Below are 18,907 nucleotides of genomic sequence, written 5' to 3' on the forward strand. Positions count from 1 at the left end.
GAATGCCCATGTCATCGTCAAGGCCACCCATGCGGATGAAGCGGTGACGCCGCTTCTCGCCATCACGGAAGATAGATTGCCCTATTTCTCGACCATCCTCGTCTATACGGGTGCCGAAACATGGTGAAGCCCGTCCTCCTCGTGCTCGGCGCCTCTGCCCTGCCGCTGGCCAACAAGCTGAAGCAAGCGCTCGACGCTGAAATCCATACGCCCAGCTGCGTTGCGGGTGGCGATATAACTTATGCCAAGGCCACGGCCCATCTGGGCCAACTGTTCACGCAAGGCCGCAGCATCATCGGCCTCTGCGCCGCGGGCATTCTCATCCGGGCGATTGCACCGCACCTGAAGGACAAGCACAGCGAGCCGCCGGTGATCGCCGTGGCGGAAGACGGCTCCTCCGCCGTGCCGCTGCTCGGCGGCCACCATGGCGCCAATGACCTCGCCCGCCGCATCGCGGAATTCTGCAACGGCCATGCCGCCATCACCACGGCCAGCGAGGTGCGCTTCGGCTTCGCGCTGGATGATCCGGCAGCGGGATTCACCCTTGCCAATCCGCAGCACATGAAGCCCGCCACCGCGGCGCTTCTCAATGGCGCGGCCCTCGCGCTGCGGGGCGCAGCCAGCCCCTTCCCCACAGCCAAGGCTCAGGCGTGGGAGCCGGACTTTGACGGCATCATCCTTCACGTCACCGAACGGCAAAGCGAAGGCTCCGCCACCGAGCTCGTCTATCACCCCAGAACGCTGGTGATGGGCCTCGGCTGCGAGCGGCACGCGGACCCTTCCGAACTCATTGCACTGGCTGAGCAGGTCCTGTCGGACAACGGCCTCTCGCCCGCCTCCCTCGCTGCCATCACCTCGATCGACCTCAAGGCGGATGAAACCGCAATCCACGCCGTGGCGGCGCATTTCCACGTGCCCGCGCGCTTCTTCACAGTTGAGGCATTGAGCCGCGAAACGCCGCGCCTCAAGAACCCGTCGGACATCGTGGCGAAGGAAGTGGGTGTCCCCGGCGTGGCGGAAGCAGCAGCCCTCGCCGGTGCAGGGCCGGAAGCCGATCTCATTGTCGAGAAGACCCGTTCCACCCGCGCCACCTGCGCCATTGCGATGGCGACGGCGCCCATCCTCACCATTCCGGGCCGCGCGCGCGGCATCGTGCATGTGGTGGGCCTCGGCCCCGGCACACCGGATTGGCGCGCACCCGCCGCCACTGCAGCACTCGCCTCCGCCTCGGATTGGGTGGGCTACGGTCTCTATCTCGATCTCGCCGCCGACGTGAAGTCCATGCAGCAGGAACACCGCTTTCCGCTGGGCGGTGAAGAAGACCGCGTGCGCCACGCGATCAACCTTGCCAAGGAAGGTAAGGACGTGGCCCTCATCTGCTCGGGCGATGCCGGGATCTATGCCATGGCGGCCCTCGTCTATGAGGTGATCGACCTTGAGCCATCGCGCATCGCCGTCAACGTCATCCCCGGCATCTCCGCCTTCCAGGCCGCAGCCGCCAAGGCCGGCGCCATGATCGGGCATGACTTCTGCTGCATCTCGCTGTCTGACCTGCTGACGCCATGGGAGGCGATCGAGAAGCGCGTCACCGCAGCGGCGCAAGGTGACTTCGTCATCTCCTTCTACAACCCGCGATCCCTGAAGCGGCGTGACCAGCTGGAGCGTGCCTTCGCCATTCTGGCACATCACCGCCCGCCAGATACGCCCGTCGTCATCGCCTCCAACCTCGGCCGGCCGGAGGAGCAGGTGCGCGTCATCCGCTTCGCCGATTTCAATCCGGATGACGTCGACATGCTCACCCTCGTGATGGTGGGTTCATCCCAATCAAAGAGCTTCGCCCGCGGCGACGGCACGACTGCCGCCTACACGCCGCGCGGCTATGCAAAGAAGAGAGAAGCAGCGGAATGACTGTCCATTTCATCGGCGCCGGCCCCGGCGCGCCTGACCTCATCACGGTGCGTGGGCTGAAGATCATCCAGTCCTGCCCCGTCTGCCTTTATGCGGGCTCGCTGGTGCCGGAGGAGATCGTCAAGGCCGCACCGGAGGGTGCCCGCGTCGTCGACACAGCTCCCATGACGCTTGACGAGATCATCACGGAGATCGAGGCCGCGAACGCTAAGGGCCATGACGTGGCCCGCGTCCACTCGGGCGACCCCTCGCTCTATGGTGCGATTGCCGAACAGATCCGCCGTCTCGACAAGCTTGGCATTCCCTATGACGTGACGCCGGGCGTTCCAGCCTTCGCCGCCGTGGCAGCAGCACTCAAGACCGAATTCACCCTGCCCGAGATCGCGCAGACGGTGATCCTCACCCGCACTGCCATGCAGTCCTCTGCCATGCCGCCGGGTGAGACGCTGGAGGAATTGGGCCGCTCCGGCGCGACCCTGGCGATCCACCTCTCGATCCGCAACCTCGCTTACATCGAGCGGTCGCTGACGCCGCATTATGGTGCCGATTGCCCGGTCGTCGTCGCGTATCGGATCACCTGGCCGGACGAGCTCATCATCCGCGGCACGCTCTCCACCATTGCCAAGAAGGTGCGCGAGGCGAAAATCACCCGCACCGCGCTGGTGCTCGTGGGACCCGTGCTCGATGCCCATGGCTTCCGGGACTCTGCGCTCTATGACGCCGCGCATGAACATGTGCTGCGGAACCGGAAGACAGCCAAGGCATAGCGCGCGATCCGGCCGGGCTCTCTGGCGGCGGGCGGTCAGTTATGACCAACACCCAAGTCTCGCCGTCATGCCAGGCTTGCGTTGCAGTACGTGCGGACAGAAAGCGGGACCCCAGCTTTCGCTGGGGTGACGGCGGTGGTAATGAGATGACACGGATGGCGGGCGTTGAGTCAGTTATCGTCGTCTCCTCACTCGAACCGTCATGCCAGCGAAAGCTGGCATCCCGCTTTTGGTGCGGCACATGCAGGCAGAAAGCGGGACGTGGCTGGAGCGCAGATCTTCCAGTCAGATCGACTGATCTCCCGCCCCTCTAGAGGTTACGCTCCAGTTCGCGCACGAAGACCACGAGGGTGGCGCCGGTTTCGGTGGTGGAGAAATGCTGGGTGCCCGTCTTGAGAAGCACGAAATCACCGGGCTTGTAGACGAAGCCGTCATTGTCCACGACCTCTCCCTCGATGACGAAGAACTGCTCGTGGCAGGTGTGCTCATGCGGCTGGCTGGAGCTGCCAGGCGCCATCCGGTAGAGCGTGAAGCCTGCCCCTTCGGGGAACGTGTCGTCGAGCTGAACGAATTGCTGGCCGGGGATCTCGCGCCCGTCGGCATCGATATAGGGCATGAAGGGCGCGGTCTTGTAGTTGTGAACGATGCGGTCAACTTTGGAAATCGACTTCATGAATTGCTCCTTCGCTGCGAGGCTGTCCGGACAGTTGTTATAAAACAGGCGGGGCTTCTGTGCGAGGCCCCGCCTGGTCACACATTATTGAGCTACCGTCAGGACGGCAGTACGAAGAACCAGTTCGCCCAGAGTACGACGGCAGCACCGGCAATCAGCGCCAGATAGGGCCACATGCCTGCCTTGCGCTCACCCATATCGCCATCCTTGAGGCCAAGATCTTCCAGCGCACCTTTGGGGAAGCGCCCGCCATCCTGAATATAATGGCGGAAGGCAAACACCGGAATGATGAGCGCAGCCATGATGAGGCCAGCCCACAGAGCGGTGTTGTAACCCCACACCTTGGCGCCCGCGCCGAGGAACAGCGCGTTGACAAAGGCGAGCACCGTGTTGAGGCCGATCAGGAAGGTCGGCGCCTTCCACGGGCGCGCAATGTGGCCTGAGTCCACACGGTGGATCCAGCCGGCATTGAGGTTCAGGAAGTTGAAGATGATGTAACCCACGTTCGAGATGGCGAGAACGTAGAAGTAGCCCGCAACGTCTGAGGCGAGCGCCAGCAGGAACAGGTTGAACACCAGGTCAGTCCACATGGCGCGGGTGGGTGCGCCATGCTCGTTCACCTGAGTCAGGTAGCGCGGCAGCCAGCCGTCCTTCGAACCCTGATAGAGGGTGCGCGAGGATCCAGCCATTGCCGTCATGATGGCGAGGAACAGCGCCAGGATCATCAGGATCACGAAGATCTGGGTGATGACCTTGCCGCCGCCCACCATGTTGCCGAGCGCTTCGCCCACGCCTGTTCCATCAACGATGCCCGGCGCCACCATGCCGGAATGGCCGAGGACACCCTGGAAAGAGAACGGCACAAGGAAGAAGAACACGCAGCACAGAAGGCCAGAGAAGAGAATGGCCTTGAAGGTATCCGTCTTGGGATTCTTCAGTTCGCGCGTGTAGCACACGGCGGTTTCGAAGCCGTAGGTTGACCAGGCGGCGATGTAGAGGCCGCCCAGGAACAGCGTCCAGCCGCCCAGCGTCCAGCCTGCGGCATCCACACCCGAATAGCTCGCCGTCGGCGGAACCAGTGCGGTGACGTTGGCACTCTGGATGGCGCCCGTGAAGATCGGCACGAGGCCAACCAGAAGCAGCGGCACCAGAACGATGATGGCCAGCACCTTCTGCGCCGCCGCCGTGGAGGCGATGCCGCGATGCTGGATGGCGAAGATGATCAGCATCAGGATGGCGCCGATCACGAAGATGGAGTTGAACTTCAGCGTGCCGAGGCCCGGCACGGCAAAGCTGAAGGCTTCCCAGACACGGACCGCCGGAGTCAGCGCTTCAACGCCGGCCTGGGTGGCCACGGCCTTGATGGCATCGGCTTCCGCAACGCCCGCATTGGCCGCCATGTAATCGACCACCGCCTGCGTCTGCGCCGTGAACTGCGCGGCATTCGCCGTTACCCAGTCGATCACGGCCTGCGAGTCAGCCGCCGGAATGGGAAACAGAGAATTGAGAATGTAACCCGCCGCGATAACGCAACCAAGCGACAGCACCGGGCTCCATGCGAACCAGTTGCACCACACCGACAAGGGCGCAATGAACTTCGAATAGCGAAGCCAGGCCGTGGCGCCATAGACTGACGCGCCGCCTGACTTGTTGCTGAACATGCCGGCGATCTCGGCATAGGTGAAGGACTGCAGGAAGCCCATCACCATGGAAATCATCCAGACAAGGAAGGCAAGCTTGCCTGTCGTGCCGGCGATGCCGCCAATCGAGAACAGCACCAGGGGTGGAACGCCGGCGGCGATCCAGAAGGCGCCTCTCCAGTCAATTGCCCGGACGAGCTCGCCCGTCTGCGGTTGTTGAGACATTGTTTTGTTTCCTCCGTTTGTCGTGGTTCTCATCCCATGGCGTGGCACCCTCTGCCGGAGTGATTGACGCCATGCATGACAAGGTCACAAGGTTGCGGAGTTTTTTGCCGCGATCCCCCCTCTGCGCCTTAGGAAACATTTTTTAATCGCGTTATATCGACGGTCAAGCGAAAGTCGACTATGCTGGGGAAAATCTGGGGCGCCGGTATCGCGGCCTAGCGCGCGTTCCGACCAGGTGGAATCACCTGGTCGAAAAAGAACTCGCGCAAGATCAATGGCTTGAGCATGATCTTATCGCAAAAGTGGTTTCCACTTTTGCGGATCATGCTCTAAGCAATCCAGTCGAGTAGTTGAGACATGACGATCACCACGCTGCATCGCACCACGGCCCCGCCGCCCAGCCGCATTCTGAGGCCGGGCATGAAACGCATGTCTGAGCGCCAGGAGCGCTATCTTGTGCCTGGGGCGGGCTCGGTGACTGTTGAGGTTCGGGCAGGCGATGTCCTCACCCTCACGGACAGGGAGGGCGGCCAGCCCTGTGAAGTGCTGTTTTTCGACCAGTCCGGCCGGTGCGACACGGCCTCGCTGGGTGCCGCGGCCGACGCCACGGCCGCAGGCTTCATGGCCATGTTGGCGGGAGCAGAGACCGGTGCTGCGCGCAGCCTGGCGTTGTTGCGGCGGCGCAACATCGACATTGCCGCGGCGCGCGCCATCCGGCTTTTCGGGGAGCCCAGCCGGGCATATTCGCATGCCGGCCTGACGGCTTCCCGTGACGGCCTGCTGATCGTCGCCGCCCCCGGCGCCGACATGGCGCCCGACTCACAGAATGCCGCCACTCCAATTGAATTGCGGATAACGCGGCAAAGCCTGGCGCCCGGAAAGCCGCTGGAAATGCTGCCGGAGCCTCTGGCAGACCCCCTCCACGACATCCGCATCGCGGCGGCCACGGCCTCTGCCTATCTCGTGAGAGCGGGCGAATACATCCAGGTCATCGATGTCTCAGGCCGCCAGTGCACCGACTTCCAGGCCCTGTCGGCCCGCAAGCTGGACAAGGGCCTCGACCTTGCGCTCGACTCGACCGTCACCCGCACGCTGATCGGCCGCAGCTATCCCACGCCTGGCCTGCCCTCGAAGGCTTTCGACCGGGAGTTCGAGCCCCTGGTGGAGATCGTTCAGGACACCGTCGGCCGCCATGACGCCTTCGCCACGGCCTGCAACAGCCGCTACTATGACGACATGGGCTATCCCGGCCACATCAACTGCACCGACAACTTCAACCGGGCACTCGCCCCCTATGGAGTTGCGCCGCGCAAGGGCTGGGAGGCGATCAATTATTTCTACAACACCAACATCGACCACCAGAACCAGCTCTACCTCGATGAGCCCTGGTCGAGGCCCGGCGACTATGTGCTGATGCGGGCGCTGACCGACATCGTCTGCGTCTCCTCCTCCTGCCCGGACGACATCGACGCAGCGAATGCCTGGGAGCCCACCGACATCCACATCCGCACCTATGCGGCAACCGAGAAATTCACCAGAGCAGTGGCCTATCGCATGACACCCGACGCCGACGCGCAACTGACCCGCGAAACCGCCTTTCACCCGCGTTTCTCAGCACTGACCCGGAACCATGCCGAGTATCGCGGCTATTGGCTTCCCACACGTTTCAACAATGACGGGCCGATCGAGGAATATTGGGCCTGCCGCGAGAAATGCGTGGTGCTGGACCTTTCGCCGCTGCGCAAGTTCGAGGTGACGGGACCCGACGCCGAGGCACTGCTGCAATATTGCCTGACCCGCGACATCCGCAAGCTCTCGACCGGCCAGGTGGTCTATTCCGCCATGTGCTACGAGAACGGCGGCATGATCGATGATGGCACGGTGTTCCGGCTGGGCCAGAACAATTTCCGCTGGATCGGGGGCGAGGACTATTCCGGCATCTGGCTGCGCGAACAGGCGGAGAAGATGGGCTACAAGGCCTGGGTCCGCTCCTCGACCGACCAATTGCACAATATCGCCGTCCAGGGCCCGAACAGCCGAGCGCTCTTGAAGGAGATCATCTGGACCTCGGCCGCGCAGCCCGCGATCGGCGAACTCGACTGGTTCCGCTTCTGTGTGGGCCGCATCGGGCATTTCGAGGGCGCGCCCGTGGTCGTCTCGCGCACCGGCTACACGGGCGAACTCGGCTATGAAATCTTCTGCCACCCGAAGGATGCACTCGCCGTGTTCGACGCGGTGTGGGACGCGGGCCAGAAGCACGGCATCAGGCCCATGGGCCTCGAGGCGCTCGACATGGTGCGCATCGAGGCCGGGCTGATCTTCGCCAATTACGAGTTCACCTCCGAGACCGATCCCTTCGAGGCCGGCATCGGCTTCGCCGTGCCGCTCAAATCAAAGGCAGACGACTTCATCGGCAAACAAGCGCTCCTCCAGCGCAAGGAACACCCGCGGCGGAAACTCGTTGGCCTCGAGATCGATTCGAACGAGGCCGTGGGCCACGGCGACTGCGTGCACATCGGCAGGGCGCAGGTGGGTGTCGTCACCTCCAGCATGCGCTCACCCCTGCTTGGCAAGAACATCGCCCTCGCCCGCCTCGACGCACTCAACGCGGAGATCGGCACGGAGGTCGAGATCGGCAAGCTCGACGGCCACCAGAAGCGCCTGCCGGCGCGCGTTGTGAAGTTCGCGCATTACGATCCGGAGAAAACGAGGCCACGGTCGTAAAGCGGCAAGTGGTCAGTTGAGGTCAACACCCAATTCCCACCGTCATGCCAGCGAAAGCTGGCATCCCGCTTTCGTTGCAGCACATGCTGCCAAAAAGCGGGACCCCAGCTTTCGCTGCGGTGACGGCGGAGTTGGAGCGTAAATCTTCAAGTGATCTAAACTGTCCGCCCCCTGATCAAAGAAAATCGCCGGGGTTTGGCCCCGGCGATTGTCCGTCATCCATTCCGGTTGCCCGCCTCAGGCGACCTTCTTCGCGGGGTCGCGGAGATAGGCTTCCATGGAATCGTCGAGCGCGTCTTTCCATGGCGTGTGGTGGACGGGGCTCATGGTGCCGGTCATCAGCGAGCGGTAGGCGTTGTTGCGGAAGCCCATGATATCTTCCATCTTGTGGTGCTCCCATTCCATGAAGGTCTTGTTGACACCCTCGATGTCGAAGTTCGGATAGTCCGTGGCGTCGATCAGTTCCTTCACATAGTCGCCCTGGAACCAGATCATGTCTTCGGGCGTTGCGAGTTTCTTTTCGCGCCTCAGCCACTTCTTCCAGTCCTTCGTCATGGCGTCAGCCTTCGGCATCTTGATGCGGCCGAGGATGATGTCACGCACGTACCATGCCTGGGCATCGAACATGTTGAAGGTGTAGAACTGGTCCTGCATGCCGATGAAGAACAGCCGCGGATTGTTCTGCCAGACGACGCCCTTGTAGAGGTTCTCCGGCCACATGCGGTTCACCGTCTTGAGGCGCAGATCTTCCGGCAAGAAGGGGAAATGGTGCTGGTAGCCGGTGCACAGGATGACGGCATCGACGTCCTTGGTGCTGCCGTCCTTGAAATGCGCCGTCTTGCCCTCGAGCTTCTGCAGCAGCGGGCGCTCCTCGAAGTTGGCGGGCCACTTGAACCCCATCGGCTTTGAGCGGTAGGTCGTGGTGACCGACTTGGCGCCGTACTTCCAGCACTGCGAGCCAATGTCCTCGGCTGAGTAGCTCCGGCCCACGATCAGGATGTCCTTGCCCTTGAACTCCATCGCATCGCGGAAGTCGTGAGCGTGAAGGACGCGGCCGTGGAAGGCGTCGAGGCCGGGGAAGAACGGCACGTTCGGCGTCGAGAAGTGACCGCTGGCGCAGATCACGTGGTCGAACTCCTCCGTATACATCTTGTCCTTCGGGCGGTCATGGACCGTCACCGAGAACTTCTTCTTTTTCTTGTCGTATTCGACCATGCGGACCGGCGAATTGAAGCGGATCCACTTGCGCACGCCCGCCTTCTTCACGCGGCCGACGATATAGTCCCACAGCACGGCGCGGGGAGGATAGGAGGCAATGGGCTTGCCGAAGTGTTCCTCGAATGTGTAGTCGGCGAATTCAAGGCATTCCTTCGGGCCATTGGACCAGAGGTAGCGGTACATCGAGCAGTGGACCGGCTCGCCATACTCATCGAGGCCGGTGCGCCAAGTGTATTTCCAAAGACCGCCCCAGTCCTCCTGCTTCTCGAAGCAGACGACCTCGGGAATCTCTGCTCCCTTCTTCTTGGCAGACTGGAAAGCGCGAAGGGCCGCCAATCCTGAAGGTCCTGCCCCGATTACTGCAACTCTGGTCATGTTCTCTCCCTTGGTATTTCTTGTTACGAGCCTTCGCATCAATCCGGATAGATACCAGGCGACGTCGGCTGGCCGTCGTCATGCTTCGACAGCCATTCAACCGTCATCGGGCGGTATCGCGTCAGGCCCTTGTAGTCGATGAGTTCCGGCGGAAGATCGCGCAGCACCCGGTGGAAGCGGCGCCCCCATTTCGGAACCGTCACCAGCTCTTCCATCTTGATCAGGTAACAGCGGATGACGAAGAGCATGGCGTTGGAGCGCGGCAGGCGCCACAGGCTTTGCAGCTCGCAACGCAGGTGGACCTTGCCGCCGACGTTTTCCGGCGTCACCGTGGTGCGGTCCTGGCCCCATTTGTGGTAATTCTCGGGGCTCGTGTCGAGGCGCGGGTTGATCGTCATGGTCCAGTTGAGGCGGCGCACCGGCTTGCCGAGCTGCAGGTTCAGCAGGAACTTGAGGGCCCGCTCGAAAACGCCGATCTCATGGGCCAGCGGCACGGGGCCGTGCCATTCCATGAAGTTCATGCCGACGTCGAAGTCGAGCGACCAGTCGGCCTGGGTCGTCACCATCCCGGCGTCCATCCAGAGATTGCCGTCGCGCTGGTCGACGACGCAGAAATCGCCCTGGGCCTGCCGTGTGATGAATTCGAGCGGCTCCATCGGCAGCGTCGAGGCGTCGCCGAAGGTGAAGACCTGATCGATGCCGAGCGGCCTGTTGATCCAGTGCCAGCGATCCCCATCCTTGGTGAGCGAGAAGTGATCAGGATATGCCGCAGCCTGTTGCTCCATCAGGAGTTCGAGCGTGTCCCATTGCGCGGTCATCATGTGCGGCAACGCCTGGTAGCGCAGCGGGTCTTCCTTCAGCACCATCGCGCGGTCCCGCATCTCGGACACATAGTGCTCATCGACGTCGATCGGGTTGTTATAGGCATGGCCCGCAGGCCCGGCGGGCACATGCGGCTCCATGTTCACCGCATACATGTACTTGTCTTCGTGGAACGGGAAGGGAAAGCGCCGGATCGATTCCGGGCTGTTGCGGAAAGTGAAGTCGTTGCGGAAGGTTTCGTCGCGGAAGTTGATGTTCATGGCGGGGAGCCTCCTACAGGTCAAGCGTGACCGCGTTACCTTTGATGCGTGAGACGCAGATCATGATCTTCTTGCCCGAGGCCTTGTCGTCCGGCTCGAGGAAGTGGTCATTGTGTTCGAGGGTTCCATCACAGGCGATGACGGCCGTCTCGCACTGGCCGCAGGCGCCCCCGCGGCAGAGGTAGGGCGCATCCACACCTGCCGCCTCAACGGCCTCGAGAATGCTCTGGTGCGGCGCCACGTCGATGGTGAGGCCGGAGCGGGCCAGATTGACCTGAAAGGCCTGGCCCGGCGGCGGCGCGAGGAACTCTTCCGAATGGAGGTTCTGCTTCGGCCAGCCCTGGGCGCGCGCCTTGCCCAGCACGCCGTTGATCATTCCAGCGGGACCGCAGACATAAAGATGCGTGCCGAGCGGTTGGTTCTCAACGATCGCGTCGACGGGGATGAAGAGATTCTCCGCATCGCAATAGACCTTCACGCGGTGCGCGCCATAGCGCGACTGCAGGTCCTTCCAATATGCGCCATGGGTGCGGGTGCGCACGGCATAATGCAGTTCGAACGCCCTGCCCTCACGCTCCATCTGGTCCATCATCGCCATGAACGGCGTGACGCCGATGCCGCCGGCCATCATCACGTGCTTGCGGCCGCGCTGGTCATAGGGGAACAGGTTCACCGGCTGGCTCAGCGTGAGGCTGTCGCCTTCCTTCAGCTTCTCATGCAGGAAGGCGGAGCCGCCACGCGAGTTCTCGACCCGCAGCACGCTGATCTCATAGCCGCCCGTGTCCGCGGGCGATGACATCAGCGAATAGGGATTGCGGCGGAGCACATCGCCGTCGCGCATCGAGACGATCACATGCGCGCCGCCGGAGAAGATCGGCATGGGCTGGCCGTCGGCCCGCTCGAAGCGGAAGCGCTTCACCCTGTCCGCGACCTGGGCGATCTTCGCCACACGGACCTTCATTTCGGTGTTGATGGTCAAGGAAACAGTTCCTCCGGCTGGGGTGCCGTCCCAGGTTCCTCCGCGTCGATGCAGACGCCCTGGAACGCGCCGATGCGGCGGGAGTAGTGGTCGCGCACCAGAAGCGACAGCCCGCAGTGGCTGCAGGTAAAGGGGCTGGTCTTCACATTGTCGGTGATGCCCTTGCAATGCACGCACTGCACGCGCCGCGCCGCCGAGCCGCGATGTTCCGCATGGACCGACGCATGGTCGACGCCGTGGTTCATCGCCAGCTGAATGGCCTGGCCAATGAAGCCCTCGGTACCGGACACATAGATGCGAGCCCCCATCCTGGCCTGGCCAAGCATCACGTTGAAGCGGTTGAGCAGCACCGGAATGGTGGGCGCCACCCAGAGGCTGTCAGGCCCCAGGGCAGCGAGCTTCTTGTCATGATCCTCGGCCTTCGAGCCCGAGGCGACATACAGGATGTCGGATGTCTTCAGGAAATCCCGGCCAGCCTTTGCAGCCTGGTCGATGATGGCCAGCGCCCCCTCGCCCTCAAGGGCGAAGAGGTGCCGTCTTGCATTCTGGTCCACGTCCAGCCCGCCGTAGACGGGACGGCTCTTGATGCCTGCAACGAGCATTCAGACGTTCTTTCCCTTGCTAGAGCATGATCCGCAAAAGTGGAAACCACTTTTGCGAAAAGATCATGCTCAAGCCATTGAACTTGCGCGAGTTCTTTTCGACCAGGTGATTCCACCTGGTCGGAACGCGCGCTAGCCAACGGCCGTGCGCTTCTTCTTCTCCGGATCGTCGAAGCTGATTGTGTGGGCGATGGCCTTCGCCTTCAAGGATTTTCCGCGGATTTCGAGCGCGGCGCCCTGCTTGGCGTAGGGAAGCTCGAGGCGGGCGATGCCCATGCTCTTCTTGGTGAGCTTGGAATAGCTCGGGCAGGTGATGACGCCGACCTTGCGGCCATCGGCCCAGATCTCGTCGCCGAGGTCTGCCGGTCCATCGGCATCGATCAGCACGCCGAAGATCTTGAAGCGCTCCTTGCCCTTGAGCTTGTAGTGCTCCTCCGCGCCGCGGAAGCCGGTCTTGCCGGGGCTGACCGTGAAGTCGAGGCCCAGTTCCCAGAGCGAGTCGCCCGGGATCTGATCCGGGAAGGGGTACATCTGCGAATTGTCATAAGGGTAGAACAGCAGGTAGCTCTCGACGCGCAGCATGTCGAGCACGCTGAAGCAGCAGGGGATGATCCCCATGTCCTTGCCCTTGTCGAGGATGGTGTCCCAGACCATGGGCGCATCCTGGCCGCGCACAAAGATCTCATAGCCGCGCTCGCCGGTGTAGCCGGTGCGCGAGATCATGACGGGAGCGCCGAACAGCGTCGTCTGCATGTGATGGAAATACTTCAGGTCGCGGATGCCCGGCACGTGCTGCGCAAGGAAATCGACCGCGGCGGGGCCCTGCAGCGACAGGTCATGCAGGTCATCGTCAAAGAGCACGGCGCAGTTGCGGCCCATGGCCTGCTTCACCACCTCCTCATGCGCGGAACCCGAGCCATGCACGAGCATCCAGGAATTGGGTCCGGTGCGATAGATGATGCAGTCATCCGTGAACATGCCGCGCTCATTGAGCATGCAGGCATAGACGGACTTGCCGGGATAGACCTTGGAGAGGTCACGGGTGGTGATATAATCAAGCACCGCGATCGCATGCGGGCCAACCAGATGGACCTTCTTCAGGCCCGAGACATCCATGAGCCCCGCCTTGGTGCGGATGGCGATATGCTCGGCATAGATGTCCTTGTCGTAGGTCCAGGCGGTGCCCATGCCGCTCCAGTCTTCAAGCTTCGATCCAAGCGCCCGGTGGCGATCGCCCAGGGCAGAAAATCTCCAGGACAACGGCATGAATTCCCTCCTTCGTTTCCTCTGTGGAACTATTTTTTCCAAACTCTACACCGGTGATACAGAATCGCAAGCCGTCAAATCGTGTATTCGACAGCGTTACACCTGCCAAGCGCCGCCACATTGCCGTGGCGGATCAGCGTCTCAGCCAATGGCGGCGCCCTCCAGCATGGCCCAATCATCCGCCGCAATGACCTGGGCCGTTTCGTTCACATCCCTTGTCCACACGAACAGGCTGAGGAACGGGACAGCACCCACCTTGGTGAAGTGGGGTTGATGCGGCGGGTTCCAGACCGGCTGGTGCGCCGGCTTCACGATCAGTGGCCGCCCGGGGCGGAAGCGCCAGCCGTGGGGGCCGGTCAATGGCGCGTAGAGTTCGGGCGCGGCGTGGCGGTGGTCGCGGTACAGCACATTGGGTGCGATCAGGAACAGGCCAAGCTCGAAGTCATCGGCGGCGAAGGGCGCATCTCCCCCCAGGATCGAGGCGAAGCAATGGCCCGCGGCGAAGTCCTCGCCGATGGCGGCACGCGGATAGGCATCATAGGTGATCCATGACAGCGCCCCGGAGGCCGCAGCGATAGCGCCCGCAAGCAAGGGCTCACTGGCGGACAGGAGCCGGCATGCCTCCGGCAGCCAGCGCTCCGCCACGGCGTTGGGGCGGGGCGTCATCACCCGGCCCGGGCCGGGATCCGCGGGCAATCCGGCCCGCACCTCCGCCGCACCAGGGTGATGGAGCCGCAGGAGATAGTCCCTCGCTGCTCCGTAAAGACGCGCTGTAGGCAGGTCCACGGGCGGCTTAGGCGGCAGCGGCAGGCCAAGCCTGGCCAGAACGTCCAGCGGGTCGCGCGCGTCATGGGCGGAGGCTATGCGATAGACCTCCAGCACCTCCGCACTGATCAGGCCATCGCGCCAGAGCGCCATTGCCGCGCCATAGCGCAGCCGCCCCGAACCGGGCTGCCCGAGCGGCGCATGGAGGAGGTTCAGCACACCGGTCATTGATCGCGAAACGCCAGCCTCTCCTCGGCGAGGCGCCGCTTCTCCGAACGGTTCATGATGATGCCCGCCGCCACGACCCCGATACCGACCGCCAGCACCATGAGCGTTGCCAGCGCGTTGATGTCCGGCGTGACACCCAGCTTGACCTTGGCCCAGATGAGGAGAGGCAGGGTCGTCGACCCGGGCCCGGTGGTGAAGGCGGTGATGACCACATCGTCGAGCGAGATGGTGAAGGCCAGAAGCCAGCCAGACAGAATCGCCGGAAAAATCACCGGCAGCGTGACGTCGAACATCACCTGCCAGGGGCGCGAGCCGAGGTCCATCGCCGCCTCCTCGATCGCCCGGTCGGACTGCGCCATGCGCGCCTGGACGATGGTGGTCACGAAGACGGCAGAGAAGGTGATGTGCGCCAGCGTGATCGTGGTGAAGCCGCGCGCACCCGGCCAGCCGATCCAGTCCGCCATCATGATGAAGAACAGCAGGAGCGAGATGCCGGTGATGACCTCAGGCATGATGAGGGGCGCGATCACCAGCCCGGAGAACAGCGTGCGCCCGCGGAAGCGGGAGAACCGCGCCAATACGATTCCCGCCATGGCGCCGATGACGGTTGCGACCGAGGACGAAATGAGGGCGATCTTCAGCGACAGGAGCAGCGCGTCGATCACCTGCTTGTTTGAGAACAGCGAGACGTACCATTTGGTTGAGAAGCCGCCCCACACCGTCGCCAGCCGCGAGGCGTTGAAGCTGTAGACCATCATCGACAGGATCGGGATGTAGAGGAAGGCGAAGCCGAAGGCCAGGACGGAGATCAGGAATACCGGGCGGCGCGTCACGACGAGCCCTCCGCCTTGGACTGGTAGCGGCTGTAGATCATGGCCGGAGCAACCATCAACAGCAGCAGGGCCACCGCGATGGCCGAGGCCATTGGCCAGTCCTGCGCCTGGCTGAACTCATCCGAGATCAGCCGCCCGATCATCGGCGAGGACGCATCGCCCACCAGCGTCGGGATGACCAGCTCGCCCGCCGCGGGGATGAACACCAGTGTTCCGCCCGCAATAATGCCGGGAATCGACTGCGGCAGCGTCACGTCGCGGAAAACCTGGTGCGGGCGCGAGCCCAGGTCCATCGCCGCCTCGTCCAGGGCGGGGTCGAGCCGCTCGAGACTGGCGTAGAGCGGCAGGATCATGAAGGGGAGATAGGTGTAGACCATGACCAGCACGACAGCGAAATTCGAGTGCATCATGGGAATGGACTTCACCGCCCAATCGATCGGCACCAGGAAATTCCAGGCGTCGGTCAGCATGCCGTTGAACCAGGAATTCCGTCCCATCAGCCCCATCCACGCATAGACGCGCAGCAGGAACGACGTCCAGAAGGGAAGGATCACCAGCATCAGCAGGATGTTGCGCCAGCTGTGCGAGACGCGCGTCAGCCCCAGCGCCATGGGGTAGCCGATGAGCAGGCAGAACACCGTGGCCACCAGGGCGTTCACCAGAGAGGTGAGAAAGGCGCGCAGATAGAGCCCGCCGGTCAGCATCCTTCCATAGGCGTCGGGATTGACCAGCGGATGCTCGCCGCCGAAGGAGAACGGCGGCGCCGTCGGCGTCTTGGTGGCGAAGCTCATCGCGACCACGATCAGGAAGGGCAACAGGAAAAAGACGATGAGCCAGAGATAGGGCACCGCGATCAGCAGTCCGGGCCAGCCCTTGCTGTCGAACCAGCGAGAGAAGCGCCCGCCGCCCATGCTCATTGCACCAGCACCAGCGCCGCGGCGGGATCGAAGCTGAGCCACACGGCATCGTCCCAGTCGGCGACCCTGGTTCCCTCATCGCCGCGCCGGGCATTCACCGCATGGGCCTGCATCAGCCCGCCGCCCGCGAGGCCGATGCGGTAGAGGCTGTCCTTGCCAAAATAGGCGAGGTCCTTCACCTGCCCCGCCACCACATTGGTGCCCTCCGGCCGGTCCTTGGATATGCGGAGCTTCTCGGGCCTGATCGCAAGCGTTACGTCCTGCCCTTCACGAACGCCGGGCACGTCCCTGGCCAGAACCTCGCTGCCGAGGGCTGGCACCGCCAGACGCAGGTACTGCTCCTGCCGTGCAAGGACCGTGGCCTCGAAGGAATTGATCGAGCCGATGAAGCTGGCGACGAAGCGGCTATTGGGAAACTCATAGATCTCGTTGGGGCTGCCGATCTGCTTGACCTCGCCCCGGTCCATCACCGCGATGCGGTCGGAGAGGGTCATCGCCTCTTCCTGGTCGTGGGTCACCACGATGAAGGTGACGCCGGTGCGCTGCTGGATCGACATCAGTTCGAACTGGGTGTGCTCCCGCAGCTTCTTGTCGAGCGCCGCCAGCGGCTCGTCGAGCAGGAGAAGCTTGGGCTGCCGCGCCAGGGCCCGGGCGAGCGCCACGCGCTGGCGCTGGCCGCCCGAGATCTGGTGCGGCCTGCGGTGGGCGAAGGGCGTGAGTTGCACGAGGTCCAGCATCTCGGCCACGCGGGCAGCCCTTGCGGCCTTGGACAGGCCCTTCTCATGCTTCAGGCCGTAGCCAACGTTCGCTTCCACCGTCATATGCGGGAAGATCGCGTAGGACTGGAACATCATGTGGACGGGCCTGTCCCAGGGCGGCACGCCCGCCATGTCCCGGCCATCGAGGAAGATGCGGCCTGAGGTCGGTTCCTCGAAGCCTGCCAGCATGCGCAAAAGAGTGGTCTTGCCGCAGCCCGACCCGCCGAGCAGCGAGAAGATCTCGCCCTTGCCGACTGTCAGGCTCACATCGATCACCGCCTTGAACGTGCCGAAGCTCTTCGACACGCGCTCGATGCGGAGGAACGGCTCGCCGCCCTGCTCCGCCATGGCCTAGCCGCCCGTCTTGATCACAGTCCAAATGCGGTTGATGGCGGCATCCTGTTCCGCCGTCTGGGGCTTTGGGGTGTAAAGCCGGGTGAGGGTTTCGGCATCGGGATAAACCGCCGGGTCCGCCGCGATCGCCGGATCGACGAAAGGCTTCGCCGCCTTGTTGGCATTTGCATAGCCGGTGAAGTTCGTGCAAGCCGCGATCACTTCAGGCCGCAGCATGTAGTCGATGAACTTGTGGGCATTCTCCACATTGCGCGAGTCAGCGGGGATGGCCCACAGGTCAAACCATGCGGGCGCACCGGTCTTCGGCACGAAATACGCGAGGTCGATGTCGATACCGGCCTCCTTGGCGCGGTTCTTGGCCACGCCATAATCTCCCGACCAGTTGTTGGCGACGCAGATTTCCTTGTTGGGCAAGGTCGTCAGGAAGTTGGTGTTGTCGAACGTTGCCACGTAAGGACGGATCTTGGCGAAGGCCTCCGCCATCTTTTCATACTCGGCCGGCCCCGCAGTGTCAGCGTTGAGGCCCAACCACCGCAGAATCATGAAGCCGATGTCCGTCGGGCTGTCCAAGAGTGAGATGCCGCAATCGGCCAGCTTCTCGGCATTCTCCGGCAGGAAGATCGTATCGAGGCTGTTCAGGTCAGCGTTGGGGAGCCGTTCCTTCACCATGGCGAGATTGTAGGTAATGCCGACCGTGCCCCAGGTGTAGGGAACGCCATGTGTATTGCCCGGGTCGAAGCCTTCCACGATCTTCAGGATGTCCGGGTCAAGATTGGCAAAACCTGTCAGCTTGGCCCGGTCGATCTTCTGATACACCCCGGCCGCCACCAGCCGGTGAAGCCCGAGCCCCGCCTGCAGGACGACATCGTAGCCCGATGCCCCCGCCAGCATCTTCGCCTGCATTTCCTCTGAACTGGCGTAGAGGTCATAGACCACCTCGATGCCCGTCTCCGAGGCGAAGTCCGCAATCGTCGTCTCGCCGATATAGTCAGCCCAGTTATACACATTGAGGGAGCCCGCGTTGGCCCAGGACGGGCGCACCCATGGCATCGAAAGTGCCGGTGTCGACAGCGTGGCGGCGGCCCCGATCAGGGCCTTGCGGCGGTTCAGTTTCAAGACGTCCTCCAAGGTTTATCGGCAAGCAGGGTTCAAGCGTCCAGATTAGACCGGCCCGGCCATCTGGCAAGTTACTTCAGCGTTGCGGGCCTCCATCTGATCCTCCGGGGGCGCCTTCTCCAGCGTCATGACCGGCAGGATTGCGCGCAGCCCGTCGTGGTGGCGGCGCAGACCATATTCGAGGTCTGACAGGTGGAAACCGTCAAAAGCGTGAGATTTCATGGATTCGTTCGACCAGATCGAGAGTTGCCTGTCCTCGGCCGAGGTATCGCGGTCGATGCGCTGGGAGAGATAGCGCGCCAGACGACGTTCCCGCGTCTCGTTCGGCCAGCGGTAAGCGCGGCCCGTCAGCCTTGTGCACCCCTCTGACACCGGGATTTCCTGGTAGAACAGCATCCCGTCCGGGGTGATCGAGAAGACCTGGTTGGGGAACAGCCCGTAATAGGTCCAGGCCTTCTGCAGGTGCCGGGGCAATTC

Annotated in this window: 16 protein-coding genes; 3 read left to right on the plus strand and 13 right to left on the minus strand. The window is 63.1% G+C overall.

Annotated features, from left to right (window positions below):
* Window positions 1-120: 120 nt before the first annotated feature.
* Window positions 121-1,908 (plus strand): precorrin-3B C(17)-methyltransferase, encoded by a 1,788-nt coding sequence (cobJ, locus tag ACILRA_RS07340; protein ID WP_395661448.1) that lies wholly within the window; start codon window positions 121-123, stop codon window positions 1,906-1,908.
* Complete coding sequence (cobM, locus tag ACILRA_RS07345; RefSeq protein WP_395661449.1) at window positions 1,905-2,675, plus strand: precorrin-4 C(11)-methyltransferase; 771 nt, start codon at window positions 1,905-1,907, stop codon at window positions 2,673-2,675. The genes cobJ and cobM overlap by 4 nt, the downstream gene beginning before the upstream one ends.
* 310 nt (window positions 2,676-2,985) lie before the next feature.
* Here the strand turns inward: cobM and ACILRA_RS07350 are convergent, their stop codons facing one another.
* Both ACILRA_RS07350 and ACILRA_RS07355 read right to left on the minus strand, forming a co-directional pair.
* Complete coding sequence (locus tag ACILRA_RS07350; protein ID WP_395661450.1) at window positions 2,986-3,348, minus strand: cupin domain-containing protein; 363 nt, start codon at window positions 3,346-3,348, stop codon at window positions 2,986-2,988.
* 98 nt (window positions 3,349-3,446) lie between these two features.
* Window positions 3,447-5,213, minus strand: coding sequence for an APC family permease (locus tag ACILRA_RS07355; RefSeq protein WP_395661451.1), 1,767 nt, complete (start codon window positions 5,211-5,213; stop codon window positions 3,447-3,449).
* A 357-nt stretch (window positions 5,214-5,570) separates the two neighbouring features.
* Here ACILRA_RS07355 and ACILRA_RS07360 point away from each other — a divergent pair, with 357 nt between their 5' ends.
* Window positions 5,571-7,937, plus strand: coding sequence for a DUF1989 domain-containing protein (locus ACILRA_RS07360; RefSeq protein WP_395661452.1), 2,367 nt, complete (start codon window positions 5,571-5,573; stop codon window positions 7,935-7,937).
* Between the two features lie 237 nt (window positions 7,938-8,174).
* On the opposite strand, the gene ACILRA_RS07365 is transcribed toward ACILRA_RS07360, so the two are convergent.
* The 11 genes from ACILRA_RS07365 to ACILRA_RS07415 all read right to left on the minus strand — a co-directional run.
* Window positions 8,175-9,530 (minus strand): NAD(P)-binding domain-containing protein, encoded by a 1,356-nt coding sequence (locus ACILRA_RS07365; protein ID WP_395661453.1) that lies wholly within the window; start codon window positions 9,528-9,530, stop codon window positions 8,175-8,177.
* A gap of 38 nt (window positions 9,531-9,568) precedes the next feature.
* Window positions 9,569-10,612, minus strand: coding sequence for a heme-dependent oxidative N-demethylase family protein (locus tag ACILRA_RS07370; protein WP_395661454.1), 1,044 nt, complete (start codon window positions 10,610-10,612; stop codon window positions 9,569-9,571).
* A gap of 13 nt (window positions 10,613-10,625) precedes the next feature.
* Window positions 10,626-11,591, minus strand: a complete 966-nt coding sequence (locus tag ACILRA_RS07375) for a PDR/VanB family oxidoreductase (protein WP_395661455.1) — start codon at window positions 11,589-11,591, stop codon at window positions 10,626-10,628.
* Window positions 11,588-12,193: a dimethylamine monooxygenase subunit DmmA family protein gene (locus ACILRA_RS07380; RefSeq protein WP_395661456.1), complete on the minus strand. Its 606-nt coding sequence runs from the start codon at window positions 12,191-12,193 to the stop codon at window positions 11,588-11,590. The genes ACILRA_RS07375 and ACILRA_RS07380 overlap by 4 nt, the downstream gene beginning before the upstream one ends.
* Window positions 12,194-12,325: 132 nt before the next feature.
* Window positions 12,326-13,459 (minus strand): aminomethyltransferase family protein, encoded by a 1,134-nt coding sequence (locus ACILRA_RS07385; RefSeq protein ID WP_395661457.1) that lies wholly within the window; start codon window positions 13,457-13,459, stop codon window positions 12,326-12,328.
* A gap of 141 nt (window positions 13,460-13,600) precedes the next feature.
* The gene (locus ACILRA_RS07390; RefSeq protein WP_395661458.1) at window positions 13,601-14,452 is read right to left on the minus strand and encodes a dimethylsulfonioproprionate lyase family protein; all 852 of its coding nucleotides are present in this window, start codon (window positions 14,450-14,452) and stop codon (window positions 13,601-13,603) included.
* Entirely contained in the window at window positions 14,449-15,285 is an 837-nt protein-coding gene (locus tag ACILRA_RS07395; RefSeq protein ID WP_395661459.1) for an ABC transporter permease subunit, read from the minus strand. The genes ACILRA_RS07390 and ACILRA_RS07395 overlap by 4 nt, the downstream gene beginning before the upstream one ends.
* Window positions 15,282-16,202, minus strand: a complete 921-nt coding sequence (locus ACILRA_RS07400) for an ABC transporter permease (RefSeq protein ID WP_395661460.1) — start codon at window positions 16,200-16,202, stop codon at window positions 15,282-15,284. Before ACILRA_RS07400 ends, ACILRA_RS07395 begins: the two co-directional genes overlap by 4 nt.
* The gene (locus tag ACILRA_RS07405) at window positions 16,199-17,308 is read right to left on the minus strand and encodes an ABC transporter ATP-binding protein (RefSeq protein WP_395661461.1); all 1,110 of its coding nucleotides are present in this window, start codon (window positions 17,306-17,308) and stop codon (window positions 16,199-16,201) included. Before ACILRA_RS07405 ends, ACILRA_RS07400 begins: the two co-directional genes overlap by 4 nt.
* Window positions 17,309-17,311: 3 nt before the next feature.
* The gene (locus ACILRA_RS07410; protein WP_395661462.1) at window positions 17,312-18,430 is read right to left on the minus strand and encodes a polyamine ABC transporter substrate-binding protein; all 1,119 of its coding nucleotides are present in this window, start codon (window positions 18,428-18,430) and stop codon (window positions 17,312-17,314) included.
* Between the two features lie 45 nt (window positions 18,431-18,475).
* Window positions 18,476-18,907: RHO alpha subunit C-terminal catalytic domain-containing protein (locus tag ACILRA_RS07415; protein ID WP_395661463.1), on the minus strand; the 432-nt coding region annotated here is incomplete at its 5' end.

This window comes from Aestuariivirga sp., from assembly GCF_044239095.1.
Classification (GTDB): domain Bacteria; phylum Pseudomonadota; class Alphaproteobacteria; order Rhizobiales; family Aestuariivirgaceae; genus Aestuariivirga.